Below are 23,092 nucleotides of genomic sequence, written 5' to 3'. Positions count from 1 at the left end.
GGCGTTAAAAATAGAAAAATTCCTACAAAAATTTTATTAAAAAATATTTATTAAGTCAACCATTCCCTATTCCAGACTCCGGTAACACAAACATCAGAAATTCCTTATATTTAGCGATCTTAAAATTTTCACACCACATGAGTTATAAACACCTTCTGGCATTAGTGCTGCTAATGTCAACTTCTGCCCTCTTCGCGCAGGAGAAAGAGAAAGAAAAAGAAAAAAAATGGGATGTCAATAATCCTTACACTGCCGATTGGCCTATCAAAGAGGTGCCCCTCTCTACCGATGAAGGTACCTGGATGAACCTGGATGTGAGCCCCGATGGAAAACAGATCGTTTTTGACCTTTTGGGAGATATATACATCATTCCTGCAACAGGCGGTAAGGCTACCGCTCTTACCAGCGGAATGGCCTATGACCTGCAACCGCGTTTTAGCCCCGATGGGAAAAGGATCTCTTATACCAGCGATGCGGGAGGAGGCGATAACATCTGGATCATGAATGCTGATGGCAGCAACGCAGAACAGCTCACCAAAGAAAATTTCAGGCTCCTCAACAACGCCGACTGGATGCCTGACGGCAACGCCCTTGTTGCTCGTAAGCATTTTACTTCGGGGCGCTCTCTTGGAGCCGGGGAGATGTGGATGTACCACATAGGTGCCGGCGATGCGGGAATTCAGCTGGTAGAAAAAATGAACGATCAGCAGGATATCAACGAGCCCAGCATTTCCCCCGACGGACGTTACCTCTATTACAGTCAGGACATGTACCCCGGCGGATATTTTCAATACAATAAAGATCCCAATAATCAGATCTACGTGATCAACCGCTACGACTTTGAAACCGGTGAAACCGACCGCGTTACGGGCGGCCCCGGAGGCGGTGCGAGACCACAGATCTCCCCCGACGGTAAAAAACTGGCATTTGTAAAGCGGGTTCGTACCAATTCCGTACTTTATATCCACGACCTGGAAACCGGTGAAGAATGGCCTGTATACGAGAACCTGAGCAAGGACCAGCAGGAAGCCTGGGCGATCTTTGGAGTTTATACCGGCTTCAGCTGGATGCCCAACAATAAGGAGGTCGTAATTTGGAGCGAAGGCAAGATCAAAAAGATCAATACTGAAAGTACAGAGGTTACCGATGTGCCTTTTCAGGTTGAAAACACCATCAAGATCGCTGAAACTCACCAGGCAGACAGCAAGGTTTTCACAGAAAATTTCAACCCTAAGGTATTGCGCCACGCCGTTACTTCTCCCGATGGGAAGACCCTTGTCTTCAATGCGGTTGGTTATCTGTGGAAGAAGAATCTTCCAAACGGAAAACCGGAACGAATCACCAAAGCAACCGAATTCGAATTCGAACCTTCCTTTTCTCCAGACGGAAAGCGTATTGTTTACGTCACCTGGGATGATGAGGAGATGGGGGCAGTAAGAAGTGTAGACCTCAACGGCAAAAACTCCAAAAAATTAACTTCCGAAAAAGGCATTTTTCGCAACCCTTCTTTTTCGGGAGACGGCAACACTATCGTCTTTAAGAAAGAAGACGGGAACAGCGACCTGGGACGTGCCTTCACCAAGAACCCCGGAATTTATGTGATGAACGCTTCCGGAGAGAACCTCAGAAGGATCCATGATGAAGGAGATTTTCCAATGTTTACCAAAGACAGCAAAAGGATCTTCTTCCAAACCGGTGGATACTTCTTTGGAAGTCTTACCAAAAAACTGAACAGTGTAGACCTTAGCGGGCAGGACGAGCGCACTCACGTGGAATCAAAATATGGTGGCAGACTGGTTCCAAGTCCCGACAATAAATGGATCGCCTTCAGTAACCTTCACAAGGCTTACATCGCTCCGCTGGTAATGACCGGGAAGCCGGTGACCATTGAACCGGGCAGCAAATCAATCCCTGTGAGACAGATCGCTAAAGACGCCGGAATCAACCTGCACTGGAGCAACAATAGCCAGAATGTACACTGGACACTGGGAGACGAATATTTCACCAATAAAGTTTCAGAAAGATTTACCTTTTTGGAGAATTCGGTAGACTCCATTCCGCCGATCACCGAGAACGGTATCAAGGTAGGCCTGGAATTGAAGACCGACATGCCTACAGGAAAGATCGCCTTCACCAATGCCAGAATTATTACCATGAACGGGCAGGAAGAGGTGATCGAGAACGGAAGCATTGTGGTAGAGAACAACAAGATCGTCGCCCTTGGGAATGCTTCAGAAGTTACCATCCCTAAAGACGCGAAAGTTTATGACGTACAGGGGAAGACCATCATGCCCGGGCTGGTAGATGCCCACGCGCATATTGGAGCTTTCCGCTACGGACTTACCCCGCAGCAGCACTGGCCTTTCTACGCCAACCTGGCCTATGGGGTGACCACTGCTCATGACCCTTCAGCACTAAGTGAAACCGTCTTCGGAATGGCTGAGTTGATCAAGAGCGGGGAAATGACAGGACCACGCCTCTACTCCACCGGGATCATTCTTTATGGCGCGGAAGGGGATTTCAAGGCCGAGATCAACAGCCTGGATGACGCCCGTTCAGCACTTAGAAGGACTAAAGCCTTTGGTGCTACTTCTGTAAAGAGCTACAATCAGCCGCGCCGCGAGCAACGTCAGCAGGTGATGCAGGCTGCAAGAGAGTTAGATATGAACGTGGTTCCTGAAGGTGGAAGTACTTTCTTCCACAACATGAATATGATCGTGGACGGGCACACCGGGATAGAACACAATATTCCTATCGCGCCTGTGTACAAGGACGTCAAGACACTTTGGAGCAACAGCAACACGGGCTACACTCCTACCCTTATTGTGAATTACGGCGGAATCAACGGAGAATATTATTTCTACGACAAGACCAACGTGTGGGAAAATGAAAAACTGCTCACCTTCACTCCCCGAAGCATTATTGATTCGAGATCGAGACACCGCACAAAGTTACCTGAAGAAGAGTATGAACAAGGTCCTATCCTTGTTTCCGAAACCGCCAAATCCCTCTCAGACGAAGGTGTGAAGGTGAACATGGGAGCTCACGGACAATTACAGGGTCTCGGAGCACATTGGGAGCTATGGCTGCTACAAATGGGTGGAATGAGCAATATGGAAGCTTTGAAGACAGCAACCATTAATCCTGCGGAATATATCGGTCTGGGTGAAGAGATAGGTTCTTTGGAGGAAGGAAAGCTCGCCGATCTTATTGTTCTTGAAGAGAACCCCCTGGAGGACATCCAGAATACCAACACCATCATCTACACAATGGTGAACGGTAGGTTGTATGACGCCAGCACTATGAACGAGATAGGTAATCATCCTGAGGAAAGAAGAGATTTCTACTGGGAAAATAACAAGTACGACCCATCTTTTGGATGGCATGAAGAAAGTACGGGTCATGGTTGTATGGCGCATTAGAATGTTAGTTATGATTCAAGTCTAACGGGTTCTGCTGGAAAAGCAAGTTGAAGTTAGATTTTGAGGCATATTAAAAGCCGGGATCCTTTTTAGGGTTTCGGCTTTTTATTTGAAAGTCTGGAGACGGGAGATTTTGGAGAAGAGTGATTACCTTTGGGTCCGGATTTTGGTACTTGAAAAAAGAGAAAAGAATCAAGAGACAAGAACAAAGGCTAAAAAACATGAACCACCCCGCAACTCCAAACCCGCAACATTAAACTCATAATTGAAGACCCTTTGTTACAAACAGCTATACATTACTTCCTCCACTTTATCTTCATAGGAGCTATTGCTTACTGGTATGACAGGGAGCACTGGGGCCGTAACTGGCTTATTTTATTGGCAACGATGTTGGTGGATGTAGACCACCTGCTGGCCTCACCTATATTTCATCCCGATCGTTGCAGTATTGGGCATCATCTTTTGCATTCGGTTTACGTGATCCCAATCTATTTTATCGGGGCGGCGTTCCTGAAAAAGAGTCTGCTAAAGCTGGTTTTTATCGGCCTGGCTTTCCATATGGTCACCGATTTTATCGACTGCCTGTGGATGGCTTCGGAATGTGAAAGCTGCAGTCTCAGCGATTTCTTCTTTTAAAGGCTTTGATTCTGAAATTTTAAGCTGAAAAGTGAACAAATAATCACCGAAGAGGTTTCATTTCATTTCTGAATTCCTGTATATTTACCTCGCCGGTTTTTGACCGGTCCCTTTTTGAACAGCCAAAAAAATATCAGATAATGCACGTAGCCATTGCGGGAAACATTGGGGCGGGAAAAACGACCCTTACCAAATTACTAGCGAAACATTTTAACTGGGAAGCACAATATGAAGATGTACTGGAGAATCCTTATCTCGAGGACTTCTACAATAAAATGGAACGGTGGTCTTTCAACCTGCAGATCTACTTTTTGAATAGCCGCTTCCGCCAGATCCTGGAACTTCGCGAAAGCGGAAAATCCATCATTCAGGACAGGACCATCTATGAGGACGCCCATATCTTTGCGCCCAACCTGCATGCGATGGGACTTATGACCAACCGCGATTACGAGAACTACAAATCTCTTTTTGACCTGATGGAAAGCGTTGTAAAAGGTCCAGACCTCCTAATCTACCTGCGAAGCAGCATTCCCAACCTGGTATCGCAGATCCACAAACGCGGCCGCGACTACGAGAACTCTATCTCCATTGATTACCTGAGCCGGCTAAACGAGCGTTACGAGGCCTGGGTGCATAATTACAACAAAGGAAACTTACTCATCATTGATGTAGACAACATCAATTTTGTGGACAATCCCGAAGATCTTGGGAATATTATCACCCGAGTTGACGGCGAACTTCACGGGTTGTTTAAGTAGAGACCAAAAACAGCGGTCCAGATTCTAAGTTAATTCAAAAGACCTGCAAAAGTTTTCTTTAACAAAACCAACATACATAGTTTATCTCATTTCTCATTATGGGAACTTTGGCTGGACTAAGAAGGAGGATATTGAAAAATCTGACTCGCATAATTAACCATAATAAATTCATTGTCAGCCTGTTGATTATATTTATATTGATGTCTAAAAGGAGAAGATCCAAAAGAAGAAAATATGAAAGCTGCAAGATTCCTCACGTTGGCCTTATCGCTTTTTGTCCTTCTTCAAAGTTGTAGTATATACCGCTCCAAAAGCTTAAGCGTAGAGGAGGCTGTAGCTTTCAATAGAAAGGTTAAAATCAAGACCAATTCCAATCAAACTTTTACCTTTAAACGCCTTGAAAAAGACGAAGGAAGATTAGTGGGTGTAACCCCACGTAATTCAAAAGCAGCCAGAAAACTGGGAGAGATAATTGAGACGAACGACAGCAATAAATTTGTCAAGGTCAAACTCGACCAGGATTCGATAGAGCAGATAAAAGCAAAAAACTACTTAGGATCCTTTTTTGTAGTTCTGGGAGTAATTGTGGCCGGGCTAACCTTATTTTTAACATGGATGGCCTCTTCAGTGGCCTTTTTGCCCTGACCTGACGGGGAGACTTTTGTTTAAGAGAGACTGGACTTTAAAATTCCAATTATTAAATTCCAAATTCCAAGACCTGCCGAAGCTTTAGCTAAGGAGGATTAAATTCCACTCGTTTCTAGCTCAGTGATTTGTTCATTGATCATTGCTAATTGATCAATGTATAAACCCATGCGTCCTGGCGTGTTCTTCAGCTTCATCTGACTTTTCCACCAACAGAACAGGCACGGTTTTGAAATTCTCTACTATACTTTGCACCTGCAACATCTTGCGACGGTGTTTTACGCTGCGCAGATAAATAGCCGATATCCTGTCTGAAAACTGAGCCGCAATATCAGTATAGATGGTTGGATCGTGTTCGCCGCTGTCACCTATCAGGATAAATTTCAACCGCGGATAGGTTTTTAGGATGTTGATGATCTCCTTCTGTTTATGCGGCTTTTCGGGCCGGGTAGTCTTATCGAACGGAGTTCTGAAATCCCTGAGCAGAATAGGCCCCTTCGGAAAATTATTGATCTCCAAAAACAGCTTCAGGTATTCATACAGGTTCCACGGACTGTTGCTCAGGTAAAAAATAGGATTCTGTTCCCTATCCTTTTTCCCCTCGTGCAACTTCTGATAAAATTCCGGAGCACCTTTAAGCGAAATGCGGTTATGAGCATTCCTAAAAAGGGAATTTTTGACTACCCTCCATTTCAGGAAAGAAGTGACGCCGGTATGCAGAATGGTGTCGTCAATATCACTTATCACCCCAAAGCGGGCTGTGAGCGGCGGTATTAATAATTCGGCCTTAAAATCATTACCGTCAGAAATAAAACTCTTCTCCACCTCATTCACAAAGGCGGTTCGCAGCGGCACCCAACCATCGTTATCGGCAAATTCTCTCAGGTTTATGGATGTGGTCTTATCAAAAAGAAAATAGCCTTCACTGTTTGTCTTCGTGGTGAGGATGGCCCTGTTCGGCAGTTGCAGTGCGATCTCAGTATCAGAGATCTCGTAGCTGTCAAACTGTTTAAAGGTGTTCTTCAGGGTTTGCAAAAAAGTTTGATCTTCGGCCATGGTGAGCTTGTCATCATCCAGCGCCCGGCCAAGGAGATACAGGTGACTGCGGGTGCCGTAACTTCTATAATTGGCCAGTTTCACCAAAGTATTGGTCCTGAAATGTCCGCGAATCCTCTGAATTATTCCCTTCATAAAATGGCATTTTTGGAACCTCTTTTTAGCTGCATGTTTTAAGATACAGTTAAAAAGAAAAATCCCCCGCAAATGCAGGGGATTTTAAAAATTATTTAGGAAAATAAATCTTTTCTATTCCTTTTTTGCGATCTCTTCGGAAAGTTCTGCTTCCGAAGATTCTGTTACAACTTCTGAAGTCTCTGTAGCTTTAGCGATCTTTGCCGCTGTTTCCAGAGCCTCACTTTCAGAATTGGTGAATTCTGCAGTAGCAGATTCCTCTTCCGAAGCTTCCAAAACAGTCACCTCTTCAATATCATCAGGAGTTGTAGCCATTTCCATATCCTGTCCAAGAATTGGGGCGATAACCAGCCCGATCAAACAGGTAAGTTTAATAAGGATGTTCATGGATGGTCCTGAAGTATCCTTGAATGGATCACCAACAGTATCACCTGTAACGGCTGCCTTGTGAGCGTCTGATCCTTTGTAGGTCATTTCGCCGTTGATCATTACTCCCGCCTCAAAAGATTTTTTAGCGTTATCCCAGGCACCACCGGCATTGTTCTGGAAGATAGCCCAAAGTACACCACTCACGGTAACACCTGCCATATATCCTCCTAACATTTCGGCGATAAGCGGATTTTCATAACCTAAGACCATTGGCACCAATACAATAAGAATTGGGAAACCAATTGTCATTAGACCCGGCAACAGCATCTCGCGAAGTGCTGCTTTAGTAGAGATCTCCACACATTTGTCGTATTCTGGTTTTCCGGTTCCTTCCATAATTCCCGGAATTTCACGGAACTGTCTGCGTACTTCATTCACCATATCCATGGCAGCTTTCCCCACAGATTGCATAGCAAGAGCCGAGAACACAACAGGGATCATACCTCCCACGAAAAGCATGGATAATACAGGAGCTTTAAAAATGTTAATTCCGTCGATTCCTGTGAAGGTCACGTATGCTGCAAAAAGTGCAAGGGAAGTCAAAGCCGCCGAAGCGATTGCAAATCCTTTTCCGGTCGCTGCAGTAGTATTTCCAACAGAGTCAAGAATATCTGTTCTTTCTCTTACTTCAGAAGGCAATTCACTCATTTCAGCGATTCCACCAGCATTATCTGCGATAGGACCAAAGGCATCAATAGCAAGCTGCATGGCAGTAGTTGCCATCATTGCTGAAGCCGAAAGAGCTACACCGTAGAAACCTGCAAAGGCATAAGAAGCCCAGATTGCTATCGCGAAAAGTAATACAGAAGCGAAGGTAGAGATCATCCCGGTTGAGAGTCCGGCAATGATGTTAGTACCTGCCCCTGTACTTGAGTTCTGAACGATCGAAAGAACAGGTTTCTTACCAAGTCCTGTATAATATTCGGTTACGGCAGAGATAACTCCTCCTACTACCAATCCTACCAGAGTAGCATAGAATACCCTCATAGAAGAGATCTGCTGAAGTCCTTCTCCAAAGAATTCCATTTGCATGGTTTCAGGAAGCATCCAGGTCACCAGGAAGAAAGAAGATATTGCAACTAATACGATAGACACCCAGTTCCCTTTGTTAAGGGCTGCCTGCACCTGTGCTTCTTTATCATTATTACTACTGATCTTAACCAGGAGTGTTCCAAAGATGGAAAAGATAATTCCGAAACCGGCGATAGCCATTGGTAAAAGAACCGGACCAATTCCACCGAAACCTTCAGCAATTATATCACCTCCCATATCTTTGATCACATAATTACCAAGAACCATGGCGGCCAGTACTGTAGCTACATAACTTCCGAAGAGGTCAGCTCCCATCCCGGCAACATCCCCCACGTTATCACCCACGTTATCGGCAATGGTAGCCGGGTTACGGGGGTCATCTTCAGGAATACCTGCTTCTACTTTTCCTACCAGGTCAGCTCCCACATCGGCAGCTTTGGTATAGATACCTCCTCCAACACGCGCGAATAAGGCAATAGATTCAGCTCCCAGCGAGAAACCGGCAAGGGTTTCCAGCACTACGGTCATTTGGTGAACGTCTGTCCATTCACCACCCATAAAGACGTGGAAGAAGATGATAAAGAAAGTGGAAAGACCAAGTACTGCCAGACCGGCAACACCAAGTCCCATTACGGTTCCTCCGCCAAAAGACACTTTAAGTGCCTGCGGAAGGCTGGTACGTGCCGCCTGAGTGGTACGCACATTTGACTGGGTTGCGATACGCATCCCCATGTTTCCGGCAAGTGCCGAAAAGAAAGCCCCAAAAATGAAGGCAACAACAATAAGAATATGAGTAGTTGGAACTATAAAAGAAATTCCAGCAAGGACCAAACTGGCCACAACAACAAAAATGGTGAGTAGCTTGTACTCGGCATTCAGGAAAGCCAGGGCTCCTTCATAAATATGAGAGGAAATATCTTTCATCTTCCCATCTCCTGCATCCTGCTTCAAAACCCAGGTGCGTTTTGCCCACATAAAAATGAGCCCTATGATCGCCAGAATGCCCGGCAACCAAATCATCAATGATTCCATAATATTTTGTTAAATTATTTAGCGGGGCTAAAGTTAACGAAACGTTATAAAAGAAAAAAGCAATAACTGCGGGGTTATTGCTTTTATGATGATTATCAGAATTTGCGTAATTTCTAATCTAGCCTATGTTAAAATTGCCTTTATCTGAATTTCCGTTCCTGTATCTTTTGATGCACTCTTCAATAATAGTGTTGGCTTCCTTGAGGTTACCCCAACCTTCAACATCTACTTTCTTTTGTTCAAGATCTTTATAAACCTGGAAGAAGTGTTCGATCTCCTTAATAAGGTGAGGATTTACGTCGTCAAGATCGTTGTGCTTATTCCAGATAGGATCTGATACAGGTACACAGATCACTTTTTCATCAGGACCTTTTTCGTCGGCCATATGGAAAACCCCGATTGGCTTCACCTCCATCACACACCCGGGAAAGGTTGGCTCGGTAACCAATACCAGTACGTCAAGCGGGTCACCATCAAGAGCAAGTGTTTCGGGTATAAAACCGTAATCGGCAGGATACATCATGGAAGAAAAGATCATCCTGTCATAGCGGATCTTCTTCAGTTTAAAGTCATACTCATATTTATTCCTGCTTCCTTTCGGAATTTCAATAAGAACATCGAAAGTCTTTGTCATCTTTGATTATATTTTATAGTCTGTTTTCTCTTAAAGGGCGGCAAATATACTGATTTTCATCTATTAAAAGACTGCTTTTTTTTAAGGGAGAACAGAGGGTCCTTATTTTTTAAAGAAGTATTTTGATTCCTTAAGATTTTCTTCACATTACCGCATTAAAAAAGCCTCCAAAAAGGAGGCTCTAAAATGTCATTTTTGGCACCTGTTAATACTCCTTGTACATCACCTTTTTGACAGCTTTGATCACATCGTTGTGATTTGGCAGCCATTCTTCCAGCAGAACCGGAGAATAAGGTGCGGGAGTATCGGCAGTATTTATCTTTTCAATAGGAGCATCCAGGAAGTCAAAAGCCTTGTTCTGTACCTGGTAAGTGATCTCAGTTGCGATATTTCCGAAAGGCCAGGCTTCTTCCAGGATCACCAGGCGGTTGGTCTTCTTAACCGACTTTAGAATGGTATCGTGATCCATCGGACGGATGGTCCTCAAATCGATGATCTCACAGGAAATGCCTTCCTTTTCAAGTTCTTCGGCAGCTTTGTAAGCCTGCTTGATGATCTTTCCGAAGGAAACGATAGTAACATCTGAACCTTCACGTTTCACATCGGCCACACCAATTGGCAATACATATTCCTCTTCAGGCACTTCACCCTTGTCCCCATACATTTGCTCACTTTCCATGAAGATCACAGGATCGTCATCGCGGATAGCAGCTTTTAAAAGCCCTTTAGCATCGTATGGATTAGAAGGCACGATCACCTTTAGCCCCGGAGTGTTCGCATACCAGCTTTCGAAAGCCTGTGAGTGCGTAGCACCCAATTGGCCTGCAGAAGCAGTAGGACCGCGAAAAACGATTGGAATATTGAACTGGCCACCGCTCATCTGGCGCATTTTGGCCGCATTGTTAATGATCTGGTCAATCCCTACTAACGAAAAGTTGAAGGTCATGAACTCTATAATAGGACGGTTTCCATTCATGGCACTACCCACGCCAATTCCTGAAAATCCGAGCTCAGAAATAGGAGTATCAATTACCCGGTCTGGCCCAAATTCATCCAACATTCCTTTTGATGCCTTATAGGCTCCATTGTATTCAGCAACCTCTTCTCCCATTAGGTAAATGGATTCATCCCTGCGCATTTCCTCGCTCATGGCTTCAGCAATTGCTTCCCTGAATTGGATAGTCTTCATTATTAATTTTTCTTTAAAATTTTTCGAACCACAAAAATAGTAATTCAAAAAAGGATTATGCGTGCAAAAGAACAAAAATTTCTTATGCATGCATAGCAAATTTCCTCATAAATTATGTATCTTCGTGACCATTATTAAGTTTTATCAAAAAATTCGAGATATATGAAAATATTAGTGTGTATTAGTCACGTTCCTGACACTACCTCAAAGATCAATTTTTCAGAAAATAACACCAAATTTGATACTAACGGCGTACAGTTCGTGATCAATCCAAACGACGAATTTGGTCTCACCCGTGCCATGTGGTTCAAAGAAAAACAAGGTGCCACCGTAGACGTGGTAAATGTGGGAGGTCCCGAGACAGAACCCACCCTTAGAAAGGCTTTAGCCATAGGTGCTGACAGCGCTATCAGAGTGAATACACCTGCCACCGACGGGATCTACGTTGCCAAGCAACTGGCAAAAGTGGCAAAAGACGGAGGTTATGACCTTATTATTGCCGGCCGTGAGTCTATTGATTACAACGGGGGAATGGTTCCCGGAATGCTGGCCGCACTTATTGATGCCAATTTTGTGAATACCTGTATAGGTCTTGAAGTAGAAGGAGATGAAGCTACTGCTATTCGTGAGATCGACGGAGGAAAAGAAACTTTGAAAGCTAAATTACCATTGGTAGTAGGTGGTCAAAAAGGAATTGTTGAGGAGAGCGATCTTCGTATTCCAAACATGCGTGGGATCATGCAGGCAAGAAAGAAACCTCTTAACGTGGTAGAGCCGGTAGAGACCAAGACTGATACTGAGGCTGTCAAATTTGAGAAGCCACAACCTAAAGGAGATATTAAATTGATTGACCCTGACAACCTTGATGAGTTGATCAACCTGCTTCACAACGAGGCTAAGGTTATTTAGAATTCAGGATTCAAAATTTAAGATTGGATTTTGGGATTTATTAATTAGAATTTAAAAAGAAACATATGTCAGTTTTAGTATATACAGAATCAGAAGAAGGAAAATTCAAAAAGACCGCTCTTGAAGTTGCTTCCTATGCAAAAGGAGTGGCAGATATGATGAATACCAGTGTTACCGCCGTTGCCTTTAACGCAGGAGACACTTCAGAATTAGGAAAATATGGGGTAAGCAAAGTGTTGAAGATCAACAGTGATAAACTGCAAAAATTCAATGCAGAAGCTTACGCCGATGCCCTTAAACAGGCTGCTGAAAAAGAAGGAGCCAAAGTGATAGTAGTAAGCCAAAGCGCCAATGCTAAATACCTCGCACCACTTCTTGCAGTTCACCTGAAAGCCGGATACGCTTCCAACGTGGTTGCCCTTCCGGAGTCTACTGAGCCGATGGAGGTAAAAAGGACTGCTTTCACAAACAAAGCTTTTAATTTCACTAAAATGTCTACAGATGTTAAGATCATTGGTCTGTCTAAAAACGCATTTGGTCTAAAAGAAAGTCAGACAAATATTTCTGAAGAGGAATTCTCACCTTCTCTAAGCGACGAAGATTTTTCAGTAAATGTAGTTTCCGTAGATAAGGCGGCCAATAAAGTCACCATTGCCGATGCAGAGATCGTAGTTTCAGGTGGACGCGGCTTGAAAGGTCCTGAGAACTGGGGAATGATCGAAGAACTTGCAGACACACTTGGAGCAGCTACAGCCTGTTCAAAACCAGTAAGTGACATGGGATGGAGGCCTCATAGCGAGCACGTGGGACAGACCGGAAAACCGGTTGCTGCCAACCTGTATATTGCCGTGGGTATTTCCGGAGCAATTCAGCACCTGGCGGGGGTTAGCGCCTCTAAAACCAAGGTGGTGATCAACAATGATCCCGAAGCACCATTTTTCAAGGCAGCCGACTACGGAGTAGTGGGAGACGCCTTTGAGATCGTGCCTAAGCTCACCGAAAAATTAAAAGAATTTAAGGCCAATAACGCATAATTTTTATAACTTGCGAGCCAAGTAAAGGGCTGTCTAAATTAGGTTTACCGCCCTGTTTAGGCAGCTTTTTTTGTATTTTTGCAGTATGAGTTTAGTGCGCCTTAACATTAAAGGAATTTCCTACAGCCAAACGCAAAACGGAGCTTATGCTCTCATCTTAAGCGAGGTTGAAGGGGAACGTAAACTACCCATTGTCATAGGTGCTTTTGAAGCCCAATCCATTGCCATTGCACTGGAAAAGGAAATAAAACCTCCCCGCCCGCTTACCCACGACCTTTTTAAGAATTTTGCCGATCGCTTTGAGATCGTGGTCAAACAGGTAATCATTCACAAACTGGTGGACGGCGTTTTCTATTCAAGCCTCATTTGCGAACGCGACAAGATCGAAGAGATCATAGATGCCCGAACCAGTGACGCCATTGCTTTGGCACTGCGGTTCCAAGCACCCATTTTTACCTACAAGAATATACTCGACAAAGCGGGAATCTACCTGAAAGGCGACGCCCAGCAAGAAGAGGAACAAGAGCAACAGAAAGAAGATATTATTGTTGACGAGCTTTTTTCCAGTGAAGTGGAAAAGAAATCCAACGATCCCGACTATAAAAAACTTTCCCTTAACGAACTTAACAGCATGTTAGATCAGGCCGTGAAAAGTGAAGACTATGAAAAAGCGGCCCGTATAAGAGATGAGATCTCCAAACGAAAATAACCCCCCACTTTTATGAATAAATTTTGGTGTTGCCTGATTCTGATCCTCTTCGGAATCTTACCTTCTTTTGCCCAAACCCTCACAAAAACCTGGAATGTTGAAGCTGTTAAAGACAGCTCTGAAAATGTACTTTTTGACATTGACCCTGCTACCGATTATCTAAAATTCGAAGACGGAAAATTTGAATTCAATCTAACCGGGGAAGCTGTTAATGAAGCAACAGGAACCTATACACTTGAAAACGACCGGTTGTCTCTCCTTTACAACGAACCTATAGACAGCATACAGCAATTTCAAGTTTCAAACTTTACCGATTCCACCCTCACCCTTTCCGGAAACAACAGAGTCTATACCCTTGAAGAAAGGCAACAATCTGCAGCTGAAATTTTACCGGTGAACACTAAAAAGGAAATGATCCCCAATGCAGGGATCAGCTTTGAAAGTATCTGGCGAGGAGTTCTTGGAATGACCTCTTTAATTATTATTGCCTTTCTCTTTAGCAGTGACCGCCGCGGGATCAACTGGAAAACAGTTGGAGCAGGACTCTCAGCTCAACTTATTTTAGCCATTGGTGTGTTAAAGATCACTTTTGTGCAGAACATGTTCGAGGCCGTGGGCAAAATTTTTGTACTGATATTAGATTTCACGGCCGCAGGAAGTGAATTCCTTCTCGGCGGACTTATGAGTGTGGACAGCTATGGCTTTATATTTCTGTTCCAGGTGCTGCCTACCATCATCTTCTTTTCGGCCCTTACTTCGGTTCTTTTTTACCTCGGAGTGATACAGGTGGTCGTAAAAGGAATGGCCTGGGTGCTTACTAAACTACTCGGCATTTCGGGTCCTGAAAGTTTAAGTGTAGCCGGAAACATCTTTTTAGGGCAAACAGAAGCACCATTAATGATCAAGGCCTATCTGGAAAGAATGACGCGTTCTGAGATCCTGCTGGTAATGATAGGTGGTATGGCTACGGTCGCAGGAGGCGTATTGGCAGCTTACATCGGTTTCCTCGGCGGAGACGATGAAGGTCTGAGACTTGTCTTCGCAAAACACCTGCTCGCAGCTTCTGTAATGGCGGCGCCGGGTGCAATTGTGGTTTCCAAAATATTATATCCGCAGCGGGAGAAGATCGACACCAATGTGGAAGTTTCTTCAGAAAAGATTGGTTCCAACATACTTGACGCTATTGCCAACGGTACTACCGAAGGTTTGAAATTGGCTGCCAATGTTGCTGCCATGCTCCTTGTTTTTATCGCATTTATTGCAATGATCAATTACGGGTTGGGTAAAGTAGGAGAATGGACAGCGCTGAATGCAATAATGGCCGATTACACGCCTTATGCCCGATTATCCTTGGAATCTATTCTTGGAATGATATTCGCTCCTTTAATGTGGTTGATTGGGGTGGCCACAGAAGATATGATGCTGATGGGTCAACTCCTCGGAATTAAACTGGCCGCCAGTGAATTTGTAGGCTATATTCAGCTGGCAGAGCTTAAGAATCCGGTGAGTGCCTTGAGCCTCACCTATGAAAAATCGGTTATTATGGCTACCTATATGCTTTGCGGTTTCGCCAACTTTGCATCCATCGGGATTCAGATTGGAGGAATAGGTTCGCTGGCACCGGGACAACGTAAGACATTATCAGAATTCGGAATGAAAGCCCTTATTGGAGGAACCATCGCCTCGCTTCTTTCTGCGACCATCGCAGGAATGATCCTTGGGTAAAATCAGTTTCCGATTTAACTTTTTTAATTCCGGGTATTTTCTAATTTAGCTGAAGATCACCCGGAATTTTGTTTTTCTTCGGAAAAGCTTCCGAAGGCAAATTATTGATTTTAAATACTTTTCAGAAAGACAGCAGCATGAAACAATACCACGACCTCTTAAAACACATTCTGGAAAACGGAACTGAAAAAGGAGACCGCACCGGAACAGGGACCAAAAGCGTTTTTGGTTACCAGATGCGGTTTGACCTTAGCGAAGGCTTTCCTATGGTGACGACCAAGAAATTGCATTTGAAGTCGATCATCTATGAACTGCTGTGGTTCCTGAAAGGTGATACTAATGTGAAATACCTGCAGGATCACGGGGTACGGATCTGGAACGAGTGGGCTGATGAGAAAGGTGACCTGGGGCCAGTTTATGGGCACCAGTGGAGAAACTGGAACAGTGAGGAGATTGACCAGATCAAAGAGATCGTAGAGACGCTTAAAAAGAATCCCGATAGCAGGCGAATGCTGGTTTCAGCCTGGAACCCGTCCGTTCTGCCGGACACTTCCAAATCTTTTGCTGAAAATGTGGCCCATGGTAAGGCTGCTCTTCCACCCTGTCACGCCTTCTTTCAATTCTATGTAGCTGATGGAAAACTTTCCTGTCAGCTTTACCAGCGCAGTGCAGACGTATTTTTGGGAGTGCCTTTCAACATTGCCTCCTATGCCCTGTTTACCATGATGATGGCACAGGTATGTGGTTACGAAACAGGTGATTTTATTCACACTTTTGGAGATGTACATATCTATAATAATCACCTGGAACAGGTAAACCTGCAACTATCCAGGGATTTCAGGGAATTGCCAACCATGAAGCTCAACCCTGAAGTAAAAGACATATTTGCATTTGAATTCGAAGATTTTACTCTTGAAAATTACAATCCGCATCCGGCCATAAAAGGTCAGGTGGCAGTATAATTCTAAAAACCCGTTGATTTATGAAGAAGTTATTGATCGTATTTTTATTACTGGCAGGAGGAATTTGTACCGCCCAGGAAGGCGTAAAAGTGAAGGGCAATACCCTTACCACTAAGCAGACCGCACCTGTTTGGCCGGGTTGTGAAGGCACTGCTGCGGAAAAAAAGAACTGTTTCAACAAGAAACTGGTGGAGCACATGAAGGCGAACTACAAATTTCCTAAGGATGCCAGCGGAAATTACATCCGCGGAAAAGCAGTGGTTTCTTTTAATATCAATGAAGAAGGAAAAGTAGAGGTGCTTTCTGTTGAAGGCCCAAAAAAGGAATTAAATGCGGAGGCTAAACGCATCATTTTAGCCATTCCTCCTATGGAACCGGGAATGTTAGCCGGAAAACCTACAGCAGTAAAATACAAGGTGCCGTTTACCTTCTAAACAGCAGATTAAGTTTTACTTAACGTATTCTGAGAGATAAAATCCTAAATTTGAGGGAGACCATGTGGTTTCCCTCTTTTTTTGTGATCCGGCTGCCGGGGTTAACTGGAGATCTTAATTTTTGACCTGCTTTATCTATGAATACTATCAAACCTTCAGAATTCACCACCCAGTTCGCAGCCGATGTTTTTGAAGGGCTTACTTCCCATCCAAAAAGTCTTAGCTCAAAATATTTTTACGATAAGAAAGGTGATGAGATCTTTCAGGAGATCATGCACCTTCCCGAATATTATCTCACGGGAAAGGAGTTTGACATTCTGCAGGAAAATAAATCGGCTCTTGCTGAAGCCTTCGCTTCGCCTTCAGGTTTTGACCTCATAGAGCTTGGTGCCGGGGATGGCAAAAAGACCAAAATTCTACTGAAGCATTTCACAGAAAAGAAACTGGATTTCACGTTTGTTCCGGTTGATATAAGTCATAACGTATTGCAACAGCTGGCTAGTGATCTTCAGAAGGAAATTCCCGAACTTAAGGTGACTCCGCGACAAGGCATGTACAAAAAGGTCCTGGAGCAACTTGCAGAATACCAGACCCGTAAAAAGGTGATCCTCTTTTTAGGTTCCAATATTGGCAACCTTCCGCAGGAAGAAGCCCTGAATTTTCTGAAAAAGATAAGCTCCTCCATGGCACAGGACGACCTGTTCTTTATGGGAGTAGACCAAAAGAAAAATCCGGAAACAATCCTGGCAGCTTATAACGACACTCAAGGTGTAACGGCTGAATTTAACCGCAACCTGTTGAGACGTATCAATAGGGAGCTGGGTGCAAATTTTGATCCTGATGCTTTTATTCACTGGCCGTTCTATGATCCCGAAACCGGAATGGCAAAAAGCTACCTGGTAAGCAAAAAAGAGCAGACGGTACAGATCAATTCCCTGAATCTCGAAGTGCATTTTGCCGCCTGGGAGAGCATACATACCGAGATATCACAGAAATATGATGACACCTCCATTTCCTGGCTTGCCCGGGAAGCAGGACTCTCAGTTTCTGAAAGTTTTAGCGACACCGAAAACTGTTTCAAAAATTACATTTTCAAAAAATTATAATTATGAAAGCGATCTGGAAAGATGCCGTACTTGCCGAAAGTAATAATACCAAAGTCATTGATAACACTCATTACTTCCCACCTGACTCCCTGAATTCACGGTATTTTCAACTTAGTGACACCCACTCTGAATCTCCCCAGGAAGGCAGGGCGTCCTATTTTCACATTCAGGTGGAGGATCAGAAAAAAGAAGATGCCGCGTGGTTCTATCCACACCCAAAAGAGGCAGCTTCAGAAATAAAAAATCATGTAGCTTTTACAAAAGAGATAGAAATCGAAGATTAGTAAAGGAAAAAATCGTAGGTTTACAAAAATCAAAACACCAACAGTTGAGCTTTTACAACAACAATAATAATTCTTTCAATAACAACCTGAATAAACTCAGGCTGCGGAAAGCTATTATTGTGTAAAAAACACCTGCCACAATATCACAAGCCTTTCCTCAACCGGAAAGGCTTTTTTTTTACCCACTATGAAAAGAACTACTACAAATAATCAGAATAATAAGAGTCCGCCCCGGGGGAGAAGGATCCAGTGCTTTATAGCCTGCCTCTTCCCGGGGCAGGCTTTTTTATTTCAATTTTTAAATCATCTAAACTTAATATTATGATCACATTACCCACTACAATTAAAACCCTTTCTGCTAAACTTCAGACAGAAGAGGCCGTTCACTTTACAAAAATGTGTTTTGAAAAACAGCTTACTAAAGAGCTTGCGCTTACAAAGATCTCAGCTCCTGCGATCGTGCTGAAAGGCACCGGCATCAACGATGACCTCAACGGCGTTGAACGTCCCGTTTCCTTTCCCATAAAATCAATGCAGGAGCGGCCGGCCGAAGTTGTTCAGTCGCTGGCAAAATGGAAAAGACTACGGCTAAAAGAATACGATTTACCGGAAGGCCAGGGAATCTTTACAGATATGAAAGCCCTGAGACCGGACGAAGAGTTGGGACGCCTTCACTCCATTTTTGTTGACCAATGGGATTGGGAAAAGGTAATTTCAAAAGAAGATCGCAGTCTGGAGTTTCTGAAGGAAAAAGTAAAAGCGATCTACACGGCCCTAAAAAGGACCGAAAGCAGGTTAAGCCTGGAGTACCCAGATCTCAAAGCCGTACTACCCGAAAAGATCACCTTTATACATTCCGAAGAATTGCTTGCCCGTTATCCGCATCTTAGTCCTAAAGAAAGAGAGGACATGGCAGCTAAAGAATTTGGTGCCATCTTTCTCATAGGCATTGGAGGCGAATTGGCTCACGGGGAGTTCCACGACGGGCGTGCCCCGGATTATGATGACTGGAGCACTCCTACTTCAGCCGAAACCAAAGGCCTGAACGGGGATATTATTGTCTGGAACCCTGTTCTGGAACAGGCCTTCGAAATATCTTCCATGGGAATACGGGTAGATCCTGAAACATTGAGGAAACAGTTGAAAATAAGAGCTGCCGGGGACCGCAGTGAACTTTTTTATCACCGTCAATTACTTGATGGCGAACTGCCGCAGACCATTGGCGGAGGGATCGGTCAATCCCGGCTGTGTATGTTCCTTCTGCAGAAACAGCATATTGGAGAGGTGCAGGCTAGCATCTGGCCCGATGCCATTCGGGCCGATTGTGCCGAAAAAGGAATTTGTCTTTTATAACAACCAAAGAAGGGTGTCCAAAAAAGGCATTTTTGGATACCCTTCTATTTTAAAACTTTCAGCAGTTTATAAAGATCCTCGGAAGAGTTGAAATAATGAAAACTTACCCGAATCCCGTCACCTCTTTGAGAACAAATGATCCCGTTACTCCTCAACTTCTGAAAGGTAACTTCATTCCCTCTGATATTGAAGATCGAAGAATGGACATTCCGTTGCACAACCATATCTTCCAACAAACCTGCATTTCCAAGAAGAGCTTTCGCTTCCTGAGCCAGATCGTTAATACGGTTTTCAATATTTTGCAATCCAATATTTTCAATTTCTTCTATTGCCACCTTAAGGCTTCCGAAATTCAGGGTATCCTGATGTCCCGGTTCGAACTTACCTATCAGGCTTCCTTCGTGCGGCTTATACTTTCCCTGCAACGAATTAAATCCGAGGGACCTGGGAAGGATCTTATCTTCCATATGTTCTTTGAACAGGAAAAAAGCATTCCCATAGCCCGCATTCATCCACTTATAACAGCTTGCCCCCAACACATCAAGACCCGAAGCTTCAAAATCGAATTTTTCGGTTCCACAATATTGGGTTCCGTCTCCAAAAAGCAACATTTCTGGATACTTTTCTTTTAGTTCCTTCAGGAATTCCTGATCTATTTTTATTCCCTTGAGCCATTGTACCAGGCTGAATGCAAAAATATCGGGACGCTCCTTCTCCACTACTTCGGAAATATTTGATTCCAGATCCTCATTGATCTCCGCGTAACACACTTCAAATTCTCTGGACTCCACAGCCCAGTTCACTGAAGGATAATCATTCTTTAACAACAATACTTTTTTACCTTTTTGAACCCCTTCCATCAAAGTATTGAAGCCATACGAGAAATTCGGGGTAAGAGCTACACGGTGGGGAGCACAGTGAAAAAATCTTCCAACTGCCTCCCGGACTCCTGTAAGGATCTTTCCCTGTTTATCTTTTAAAAGGCTTCCGCCGATAAGGAAATCCAGGTCGTGGTTCTGCCTGTAGTCCAGTACTTTCTCTGAAAGCAGCCCCGAAGCAGCCGTATTCAAATAGGTGTACTGTGAAAGAACCGGAAAGTGTTTTGTGAAATTCTTCATTATTCCGCAGGAAAATCTATAAATTTGAGTAGATCTCTAAAATACTTGATTTGTATGTCAAATAAAAAGAATACTTCCTCGAAAATTGACCCCGAACAAAAACGTCTTATCGAAAGGGCGCAGGAAAGAGCCCGGGACAAAAGAAGGCTCTACCAGCACTTTATAGTTTTCCTGATTGGTGCAGTGGTATTGATCCTGTTAAATGTCATTTTTGATATTGGCCAGGATATAAAGCCTTTCAACATTGACTGGTTTGTTTGGGCCATCATTTTTTGGGCTGTTATTCTGTTAATCCACGCTTTTAATGTTTTTGTCACCAATAAATTCCTTGGCAAAGACTGGGAGAATGAACAGGTGGAAAGGCTCGTGGCAAAACAACGTGAACGCATCGAGGAGCTACAGCGAAAAGTAGAAAAAGAACATCCGCTCCCTAAAAAAGGAGAACCATACATTCCACCAAAAAAGGAAAAACCGATTGATCCAGATTCACCTCTAAATTCTTAGGAATGGCAAAAGTCACCATGATTGCAGCGGCCGGCGAGAACAATGAACTGGGAAAAGATCAGGACCTGGTGTGGCATTTACCTGATGATTTTAAACGCTTTAAACAGCTTACAACCGGGCACCACATAATTATGGGCCGCAAGACCTTTGAGACTTTTCCGAAGCCACTGCCTAACCGTACCCATATCGTGATCACCCGGCAAAAAGATTATAAAAAGGATGGAGCCGTAGTGGCACATTCGCTGAAGGAAGCACTGGAACTTGCTGGTGACGATCCCCAACCGTTCATTATTGGTGGCGGAGAGATCTATAAAATGGCCTTACCAAGCGCTGATAAGATCGAACTCACGCGGGTTCACGGCACCTTTGAAGCTGATGCCTATTTCCCGGAATTCAATGAGAAGAACTGGAAATTGCTGGAGTCTGAATATCACCCCCAGGACCAAAAGCACGCCTATTCCTTTACCTATTTGACCTACGAACGTGTCAAATGAGAAGGAGGTCATACAGGATCTTCTAAAAGAGGAAAACTATGAGGTGTTCAGGATCTCTCCTCTTTCCGGCGGAAGTATAAACCGGGTATACCTTCTAGAAACTTCCCGGGGGAAAATAGTACTTAAGCTAAACGAAGCCGGCAAATTTCCGGAGATGTTCACGGCCGAAAAAGAAGGTTTGTTAGCACTTTTGGAGAGCCATAGCCTCGACGTGCCTAAACCTTTAAAGGCGGGAGAACATGGAAAACATGCTTTTCTGCTTTTGGAGTACAAGGAACAGGGGTCTCAAAAAAGCAATTTTTGGACCTTATTTGCTGAAGGCCTGGCGCAACTTCATCGGAATACGAATGACCGATTTGGTTTTGCCCATTCCAATTATATCGGCAGTCTTCCGCAGTACAACAGGTGGAAAACATTGGCTTCGGAATTCTATATTTCCCAACGCCTGGAGCCGCAGTTCAAAATGGCCTCTGAGAACGGCTTTGATTTTCACAACCTGGAGGTTTTCTATAAAAATATTGAGGCCCTTATTCCCGAAGAGCCTCCTTCCCTGCTCCACGGCGATCTTTGGAATGGGAACTACCTGAGTAATGAGAAGGGCGAGCCCTGCCTGATAGATCCTGCCGTTTGCTATGGCCACCGCGAAATGGATCTTGCGATGATGAGACTGTTTGGAGGATTTCCGGAAGCAGTTTTCTCACAGTATCATGAAATTTTTCCGTTAGCCGAAGGTCACGAAGAAAGGACTCCGTTATGGCAGTTATATTACCAATTGGTACATCTCAATATTTTTGGGAGTAGTTATCTTCCGGGAGTTCAGAAGATAGTCCGTCAATTTTCATAAACCTTAACAGGCCCCGCTTATCTTTTAGCAGTTATTTAAAAATAGTGCATCATAATTCATTTATATTTAGGTAAATAACCAAAAAATATAAAATGAGCACTGAAAACCTAAATAGAGAAGAATCAGACAAAAAATTGAGAAAGACCATCGATGACACCAAAGTTGCAATGATGATCACCGGTTTTGACAAGAAACCTATTCATGCCGTTCCCATGTACACTAAAAAGGTGGACGATCAGGGGAACATCTGGTTCCTTAGCTCCAGAAAAAGTGAACATAATCAACACCTGGAAAACAACAGCGATATTCAGTTACTGTACAGCAATCCTGATGATATGGAATTCCTGAGTATCTACGGCAAGGCCGATATCAGCTTAGACCGCGGGGTGATCAATGACCTTTACAGCAAAGTCGATGACAGCTATTTTGAAAGCGAAAAAGATCCTGATATCACTGCGATTAAAATTATCCCTTCTGAAGCTTATTATTGGGACAACAAATCCAATAAGTATGTAACCTTATTAAAGCTGGGGTTAGGTGCTGTGACAGGTAACAAACAGGACATAGGTGAAAAAGGAGAACTGAATGTTTGATATACCTAAAAAGTGATGATATAGACCTTGTAGCCTTATGGCTGTAAGGTTTTTT

Annotated in this window: 22 protein-coding genes; 17 read left to right on the top strand and 5 right to left on the bottom strand. The window is 43.8% G+C overall.

The window, feature by feature from the left end; genetic code table 11:
• The first annotated feature begins 137 nt into the window (after positions 1 to 137).
• The 4 genes from ACNORC_RS05165 (at position 138) to ACNORC_RS05150 (ending at position 5,461) form a co-directional block, all read left to right on the top strand.
• Positions 138 to 3,422, top strand: a complete 3,285-nt coding sequence (locus tag ACNORC_RS05165; RefSeq protein WP_418334529.1) for an amidohydrolase family protein — start codon at positions 138 to 140, stop codon at positions 3,420 to 3,422.
• Positions 3,423 to 3,698: 276 nt separating this feature from the next.
• Positions 3,699 to 4,058, top strand: a complete 360-nt coding sequence (locus ACNORC_RS05160; protein ID WP_418334528.1) for a DUF6122 family protein — start codon at positions 3,699 to 3,701, stop codon at positions 4,056 to 4,058.
• Between the two features lie 140 nt (positions 4,059 to 4,198).
• Entirely contained in the window at positions 4,199 to 4,816 is a 618-nt protein-coding gene (locus ACNORC_RS05155; protein ID WP_418334527.1) for a deoxynucleoside kinase, read from the top strand.
• Between the two features lie 234 nt (positions 4,817 to 5,050).
• Entirely contained in the window at positions 5,051 to 5,461 is a 411-nt protein-coding gene (locus ACNORC_RS05150) for a hypothetical protein (RefSeq protein WP_418334526.1), read from the top strand.
• Positions 5,462 to 5,614: 153 nt separating this feature from the next.
• On the opposite strand, the gene ACNORC_RS05145 is transcribed toward ACNORC_RS05150, so the two are convergent.
• The 4 genes from ACNORC_RS05145 to ACNORC_RS05130 all read right to left on the bottom strand — a co-directional run bounded on the left by ACNORC_RS05145 (position 5,615) and on the right by ACNORC_RS05130 (position 11,058).
• Positions 5,615 to 6,652 (bottom strand): App1 family protein phosphatidate phosphatase, encoded by a 1,038-nt coding sequence (locus tag ACNORC_RS05145; RefSeq protein ID WP_418334525.1) that lies wholly within the window; start codon positions 6,650 to 6,652, stop codon positions 5,615 to 5,617.
• Positions 6,653 to 6,766: 114 nt separating this feature from the next.
• Positions 6,767 to 9,145, bottom strand: a complete 2,379-nt coding sequence (locus ACNORC_RS05140; protein WP_418334524.1) for a sodium-translocating pyrophosphatase — start codon at positions 9,143 to 9,145, stop codon at positions 6,767 to 6,769.
• 118 nt (positions 9,146 to 9,263) lie between these two features.
• On the bottom strand, positions 9,264 to 9,779 hold the full coding sequence (locus ACNORC_RS05135) for an inorganic diphosphatase (RefSeq protein ID WP_418334523.1): 516 nt from the start codon (positions 9,777 to 9,779) through the stop codon (positions 9,264 to 9,266).
• 205 nt (positions 9,780 to 9,984) lie between these two features.
• Entirely contained in the window at positions 9,985 to 11,058 is a 1,074-nt protein-coding gene (locus tag ACNORC_RS05130; protein ID WP_418334522.1) for a pyruvate dehydrogenase complex E1 component subunit beta, read from the bottom strand.
• 72 nt (positions 11,059 to 11,130) lie between these two features.
• Here ACNORC_RS05130 and ACNORC_RS05125 point away from each other — a divergent pair, with 72 nt between their 5' ends.
• From ACNORC_RS05125 to asnA, 9 genes are all read left to right on the top strand, one after another.
• On the top strand, positions 11,131 to 11,877 hold the full coding sequence (locus tag ACNORC_RS05125; protein ID WP_418334521.1) for an electron transfer flavoprotein subunit beta/FixA family protein: 747 nt from the start codon (positions 11,131 to 11,133) through the stop codon (positions 11,875 to 11,877).
• 65 nt (positions 11,878 to 11,942) lie between these two features.
• Entirely contained in the window at positions 11,943 to 12,911 is a 969-nt protein-coding gene (locus tag ACNORC_RS05120; protein WP_418334520.1) for an electron transfer flavoprotein subunit alpha/FixB family protein, read from the top strand.
• A gap of 85 nt (positions 12,912 to 12,996) precedes the next feature.
• Positions 12,997 to 13,620 carry a bifunctional nuclease family protein gene (locus tag ACNORC_RS05115; RefSeq protein ID WP_418334519.1) on the top strand — a complete coding sequence of 208 codons (624 nt, stop codon included), beginning with the start codon at positions 12,997 to 12,999 and terminating at the stop codon, positions 13,618 to 13,620.
• Between the two features lie 12 nt (positions 13,621 to 13,632).
• Positions 13,633 to 15,345: a nucleoside transporter C-terminal domain-containing protein gene (locus ACNORC_RS05110; RefSeq protein WP_418334518.1), complete on the top strand. Its 1,713-nt coding sequence runs from the start codon at positions 13,633 to 13,635 to the stop codon at positions 15,343 to 15,345.
• A 137-nt stretch (positions 15,346 to 15,482) separates the two neighbouring features.
• Complete coding sequence (locus ACNORC_RS05105; RefSeq protein ID WP_418334517.1) at positions 15,483 to 16,307, top strand: thymidylate synthase; 825 nt, start codon at positions 15,483 to 15,485, stop codon at positions 16,305 to 16,307.
• 20 nt (positions 16,308 to 16,327) lie between these two features.
• A complete protein-coding gene (locus ACNORC_RS05100; RefSeq protein ID WP_418334516.1) occupies positions 16,328 to 16,741 on the top strand; it encodes an energy transducer TonB in 414 nt (137 codons plus the stop codon).
• A 137-nt stretch (positions 16,742 to 16,878) separates the two neighbouring features.
• Complete coding sequence (gene egtD / locus ACNORC_RS05095; protein ID WP_418334515.1) at positions 16,879 to 17,847, top strand: L-histidine N(alpha)-methyltransferase; 969 nt, start codon at positions 16,879 to 16,881, stop codon at positions 17,845 to 17,847.
• A gap of 2 nt (positions 17,848 to 17,849) precedes the next feature.
• The gene (locus tag ACNORC_RS05090) at positions 17,850 to 18,131 is read left to right on the top strand and encodes a DUF427 domain-containing protein (protein ID WP_418334514.1); all 282 of its coding nucleotides are present in this window, start codon (positions 17,850 to 17,852) and stop codon (positions 18,129 to 18,131) included.
• 321 nt (positions 18,132 to 18,452) lie between these two features.
• Positions 18,453 to 19,484, top strand: coding sequence for an aspartate--ammonia ligase (gene asnA / locus ACNORC_RS05085; RefSeq protein ID WP_418334513.1), 1,032 nt, complete (start codon positions 18,453 to 18,455; stop codon positions 19,482 to 19,484).
• 44 nt (positions 19,485 to 19,528) lie between these two features.
• Here asnA and ACNORC_RS05080 read toward each other — a convergent pair whose 3' ends face one another.
• Complete coding sequence (locus tag ACNORC_RS05080) at positions 19,529 to 20,602, bottom strand: aminotransferase class V-fold PLP-dependent enzyme (RefSeq protein ID WP_418334512.1); 1,074 nt, start codon at positions 20,600 to 20,602, stop codon at positions 19,529 to 19,531.
• A 54-nt stretch (positions 20,603 to 20,656) separates the two neighbouring features.
• Between ACNORC_RS05080 and ACNORC_RS05075 the strand changes: the two genes are divergently transcribed.
• From ACNORC_RS05075 to ACNORC_RS05060, 4 genes are all read left to right on the top strand, one after another.
• Positions 20,657 to 21,106 carry a 2TM domain-containing protein gene (locus tag ACNORC_RS05075; protein WP_418334511.1) on the top strand — a complete coding sequence of 150 codons (450 nt, stop codon included), beginning with the start codon at positions 20,657 to 20,659 and terminating at the stop codon, positions 21,104 to 21,106.
• A gap of 2 nt (positions 21,107 to 21,108) precedes the next feature.
• A complete protein-coding gene (locus ACNORC_RS05070) occupies positions 21,109 to 21,600 on the top strand; it encodes a dihydrofolate reductase (RefSeq protein WP_418334510.1) in 492 nt (163 codons plus the stop codon).
• Positions 21,590 to 22,444 (top strand): fructosamine kinase family protein, encoded by an 855-nt coding sequence (locus ACNORC_RS05065; RefSeq protein ID WP_418334509.1) that lies wholly within the window; start codon positions 21,590 to 21,592, stop codon positions 22,442 to 22,444. Before ACNORC_RS05070 ends, ACNORC_RS05065 begins: the two co-directional genes overlap by 11 nt.
• A 92-nt stretch (positions 22,445 to 22,536) precedes the next feature.
• Positions 22,537 to 23,037: a pyridoxamine 5'-phosphate oxidase family protein gene (locus ACNORC_RS05060; RefSeq protein ID WP_418334508.1), complete on the top strand. Its 501-nt coding sequence runs from the start codon at positions 22,537 to 22,539 to the stop codon at positions 23,035 to 23,037.
• The last annotated feature ends 55 nt before the right edge of the window (positions 23,038 to 23,092 follow it).

The sequence above is a fragment of the Salinimicrobium soli genome, assembly GCF_048323655.1.
Classification (GTDB): Bacteria; Bacteroidota; Bacteroidia; order Flavobacteriales; family Flavobacteriaceae; genus Salinimicrobium; species Salinimicrobium soli.
This window is presented reverse-complemented; position numbering and strand designations above follow the sequence as displayed.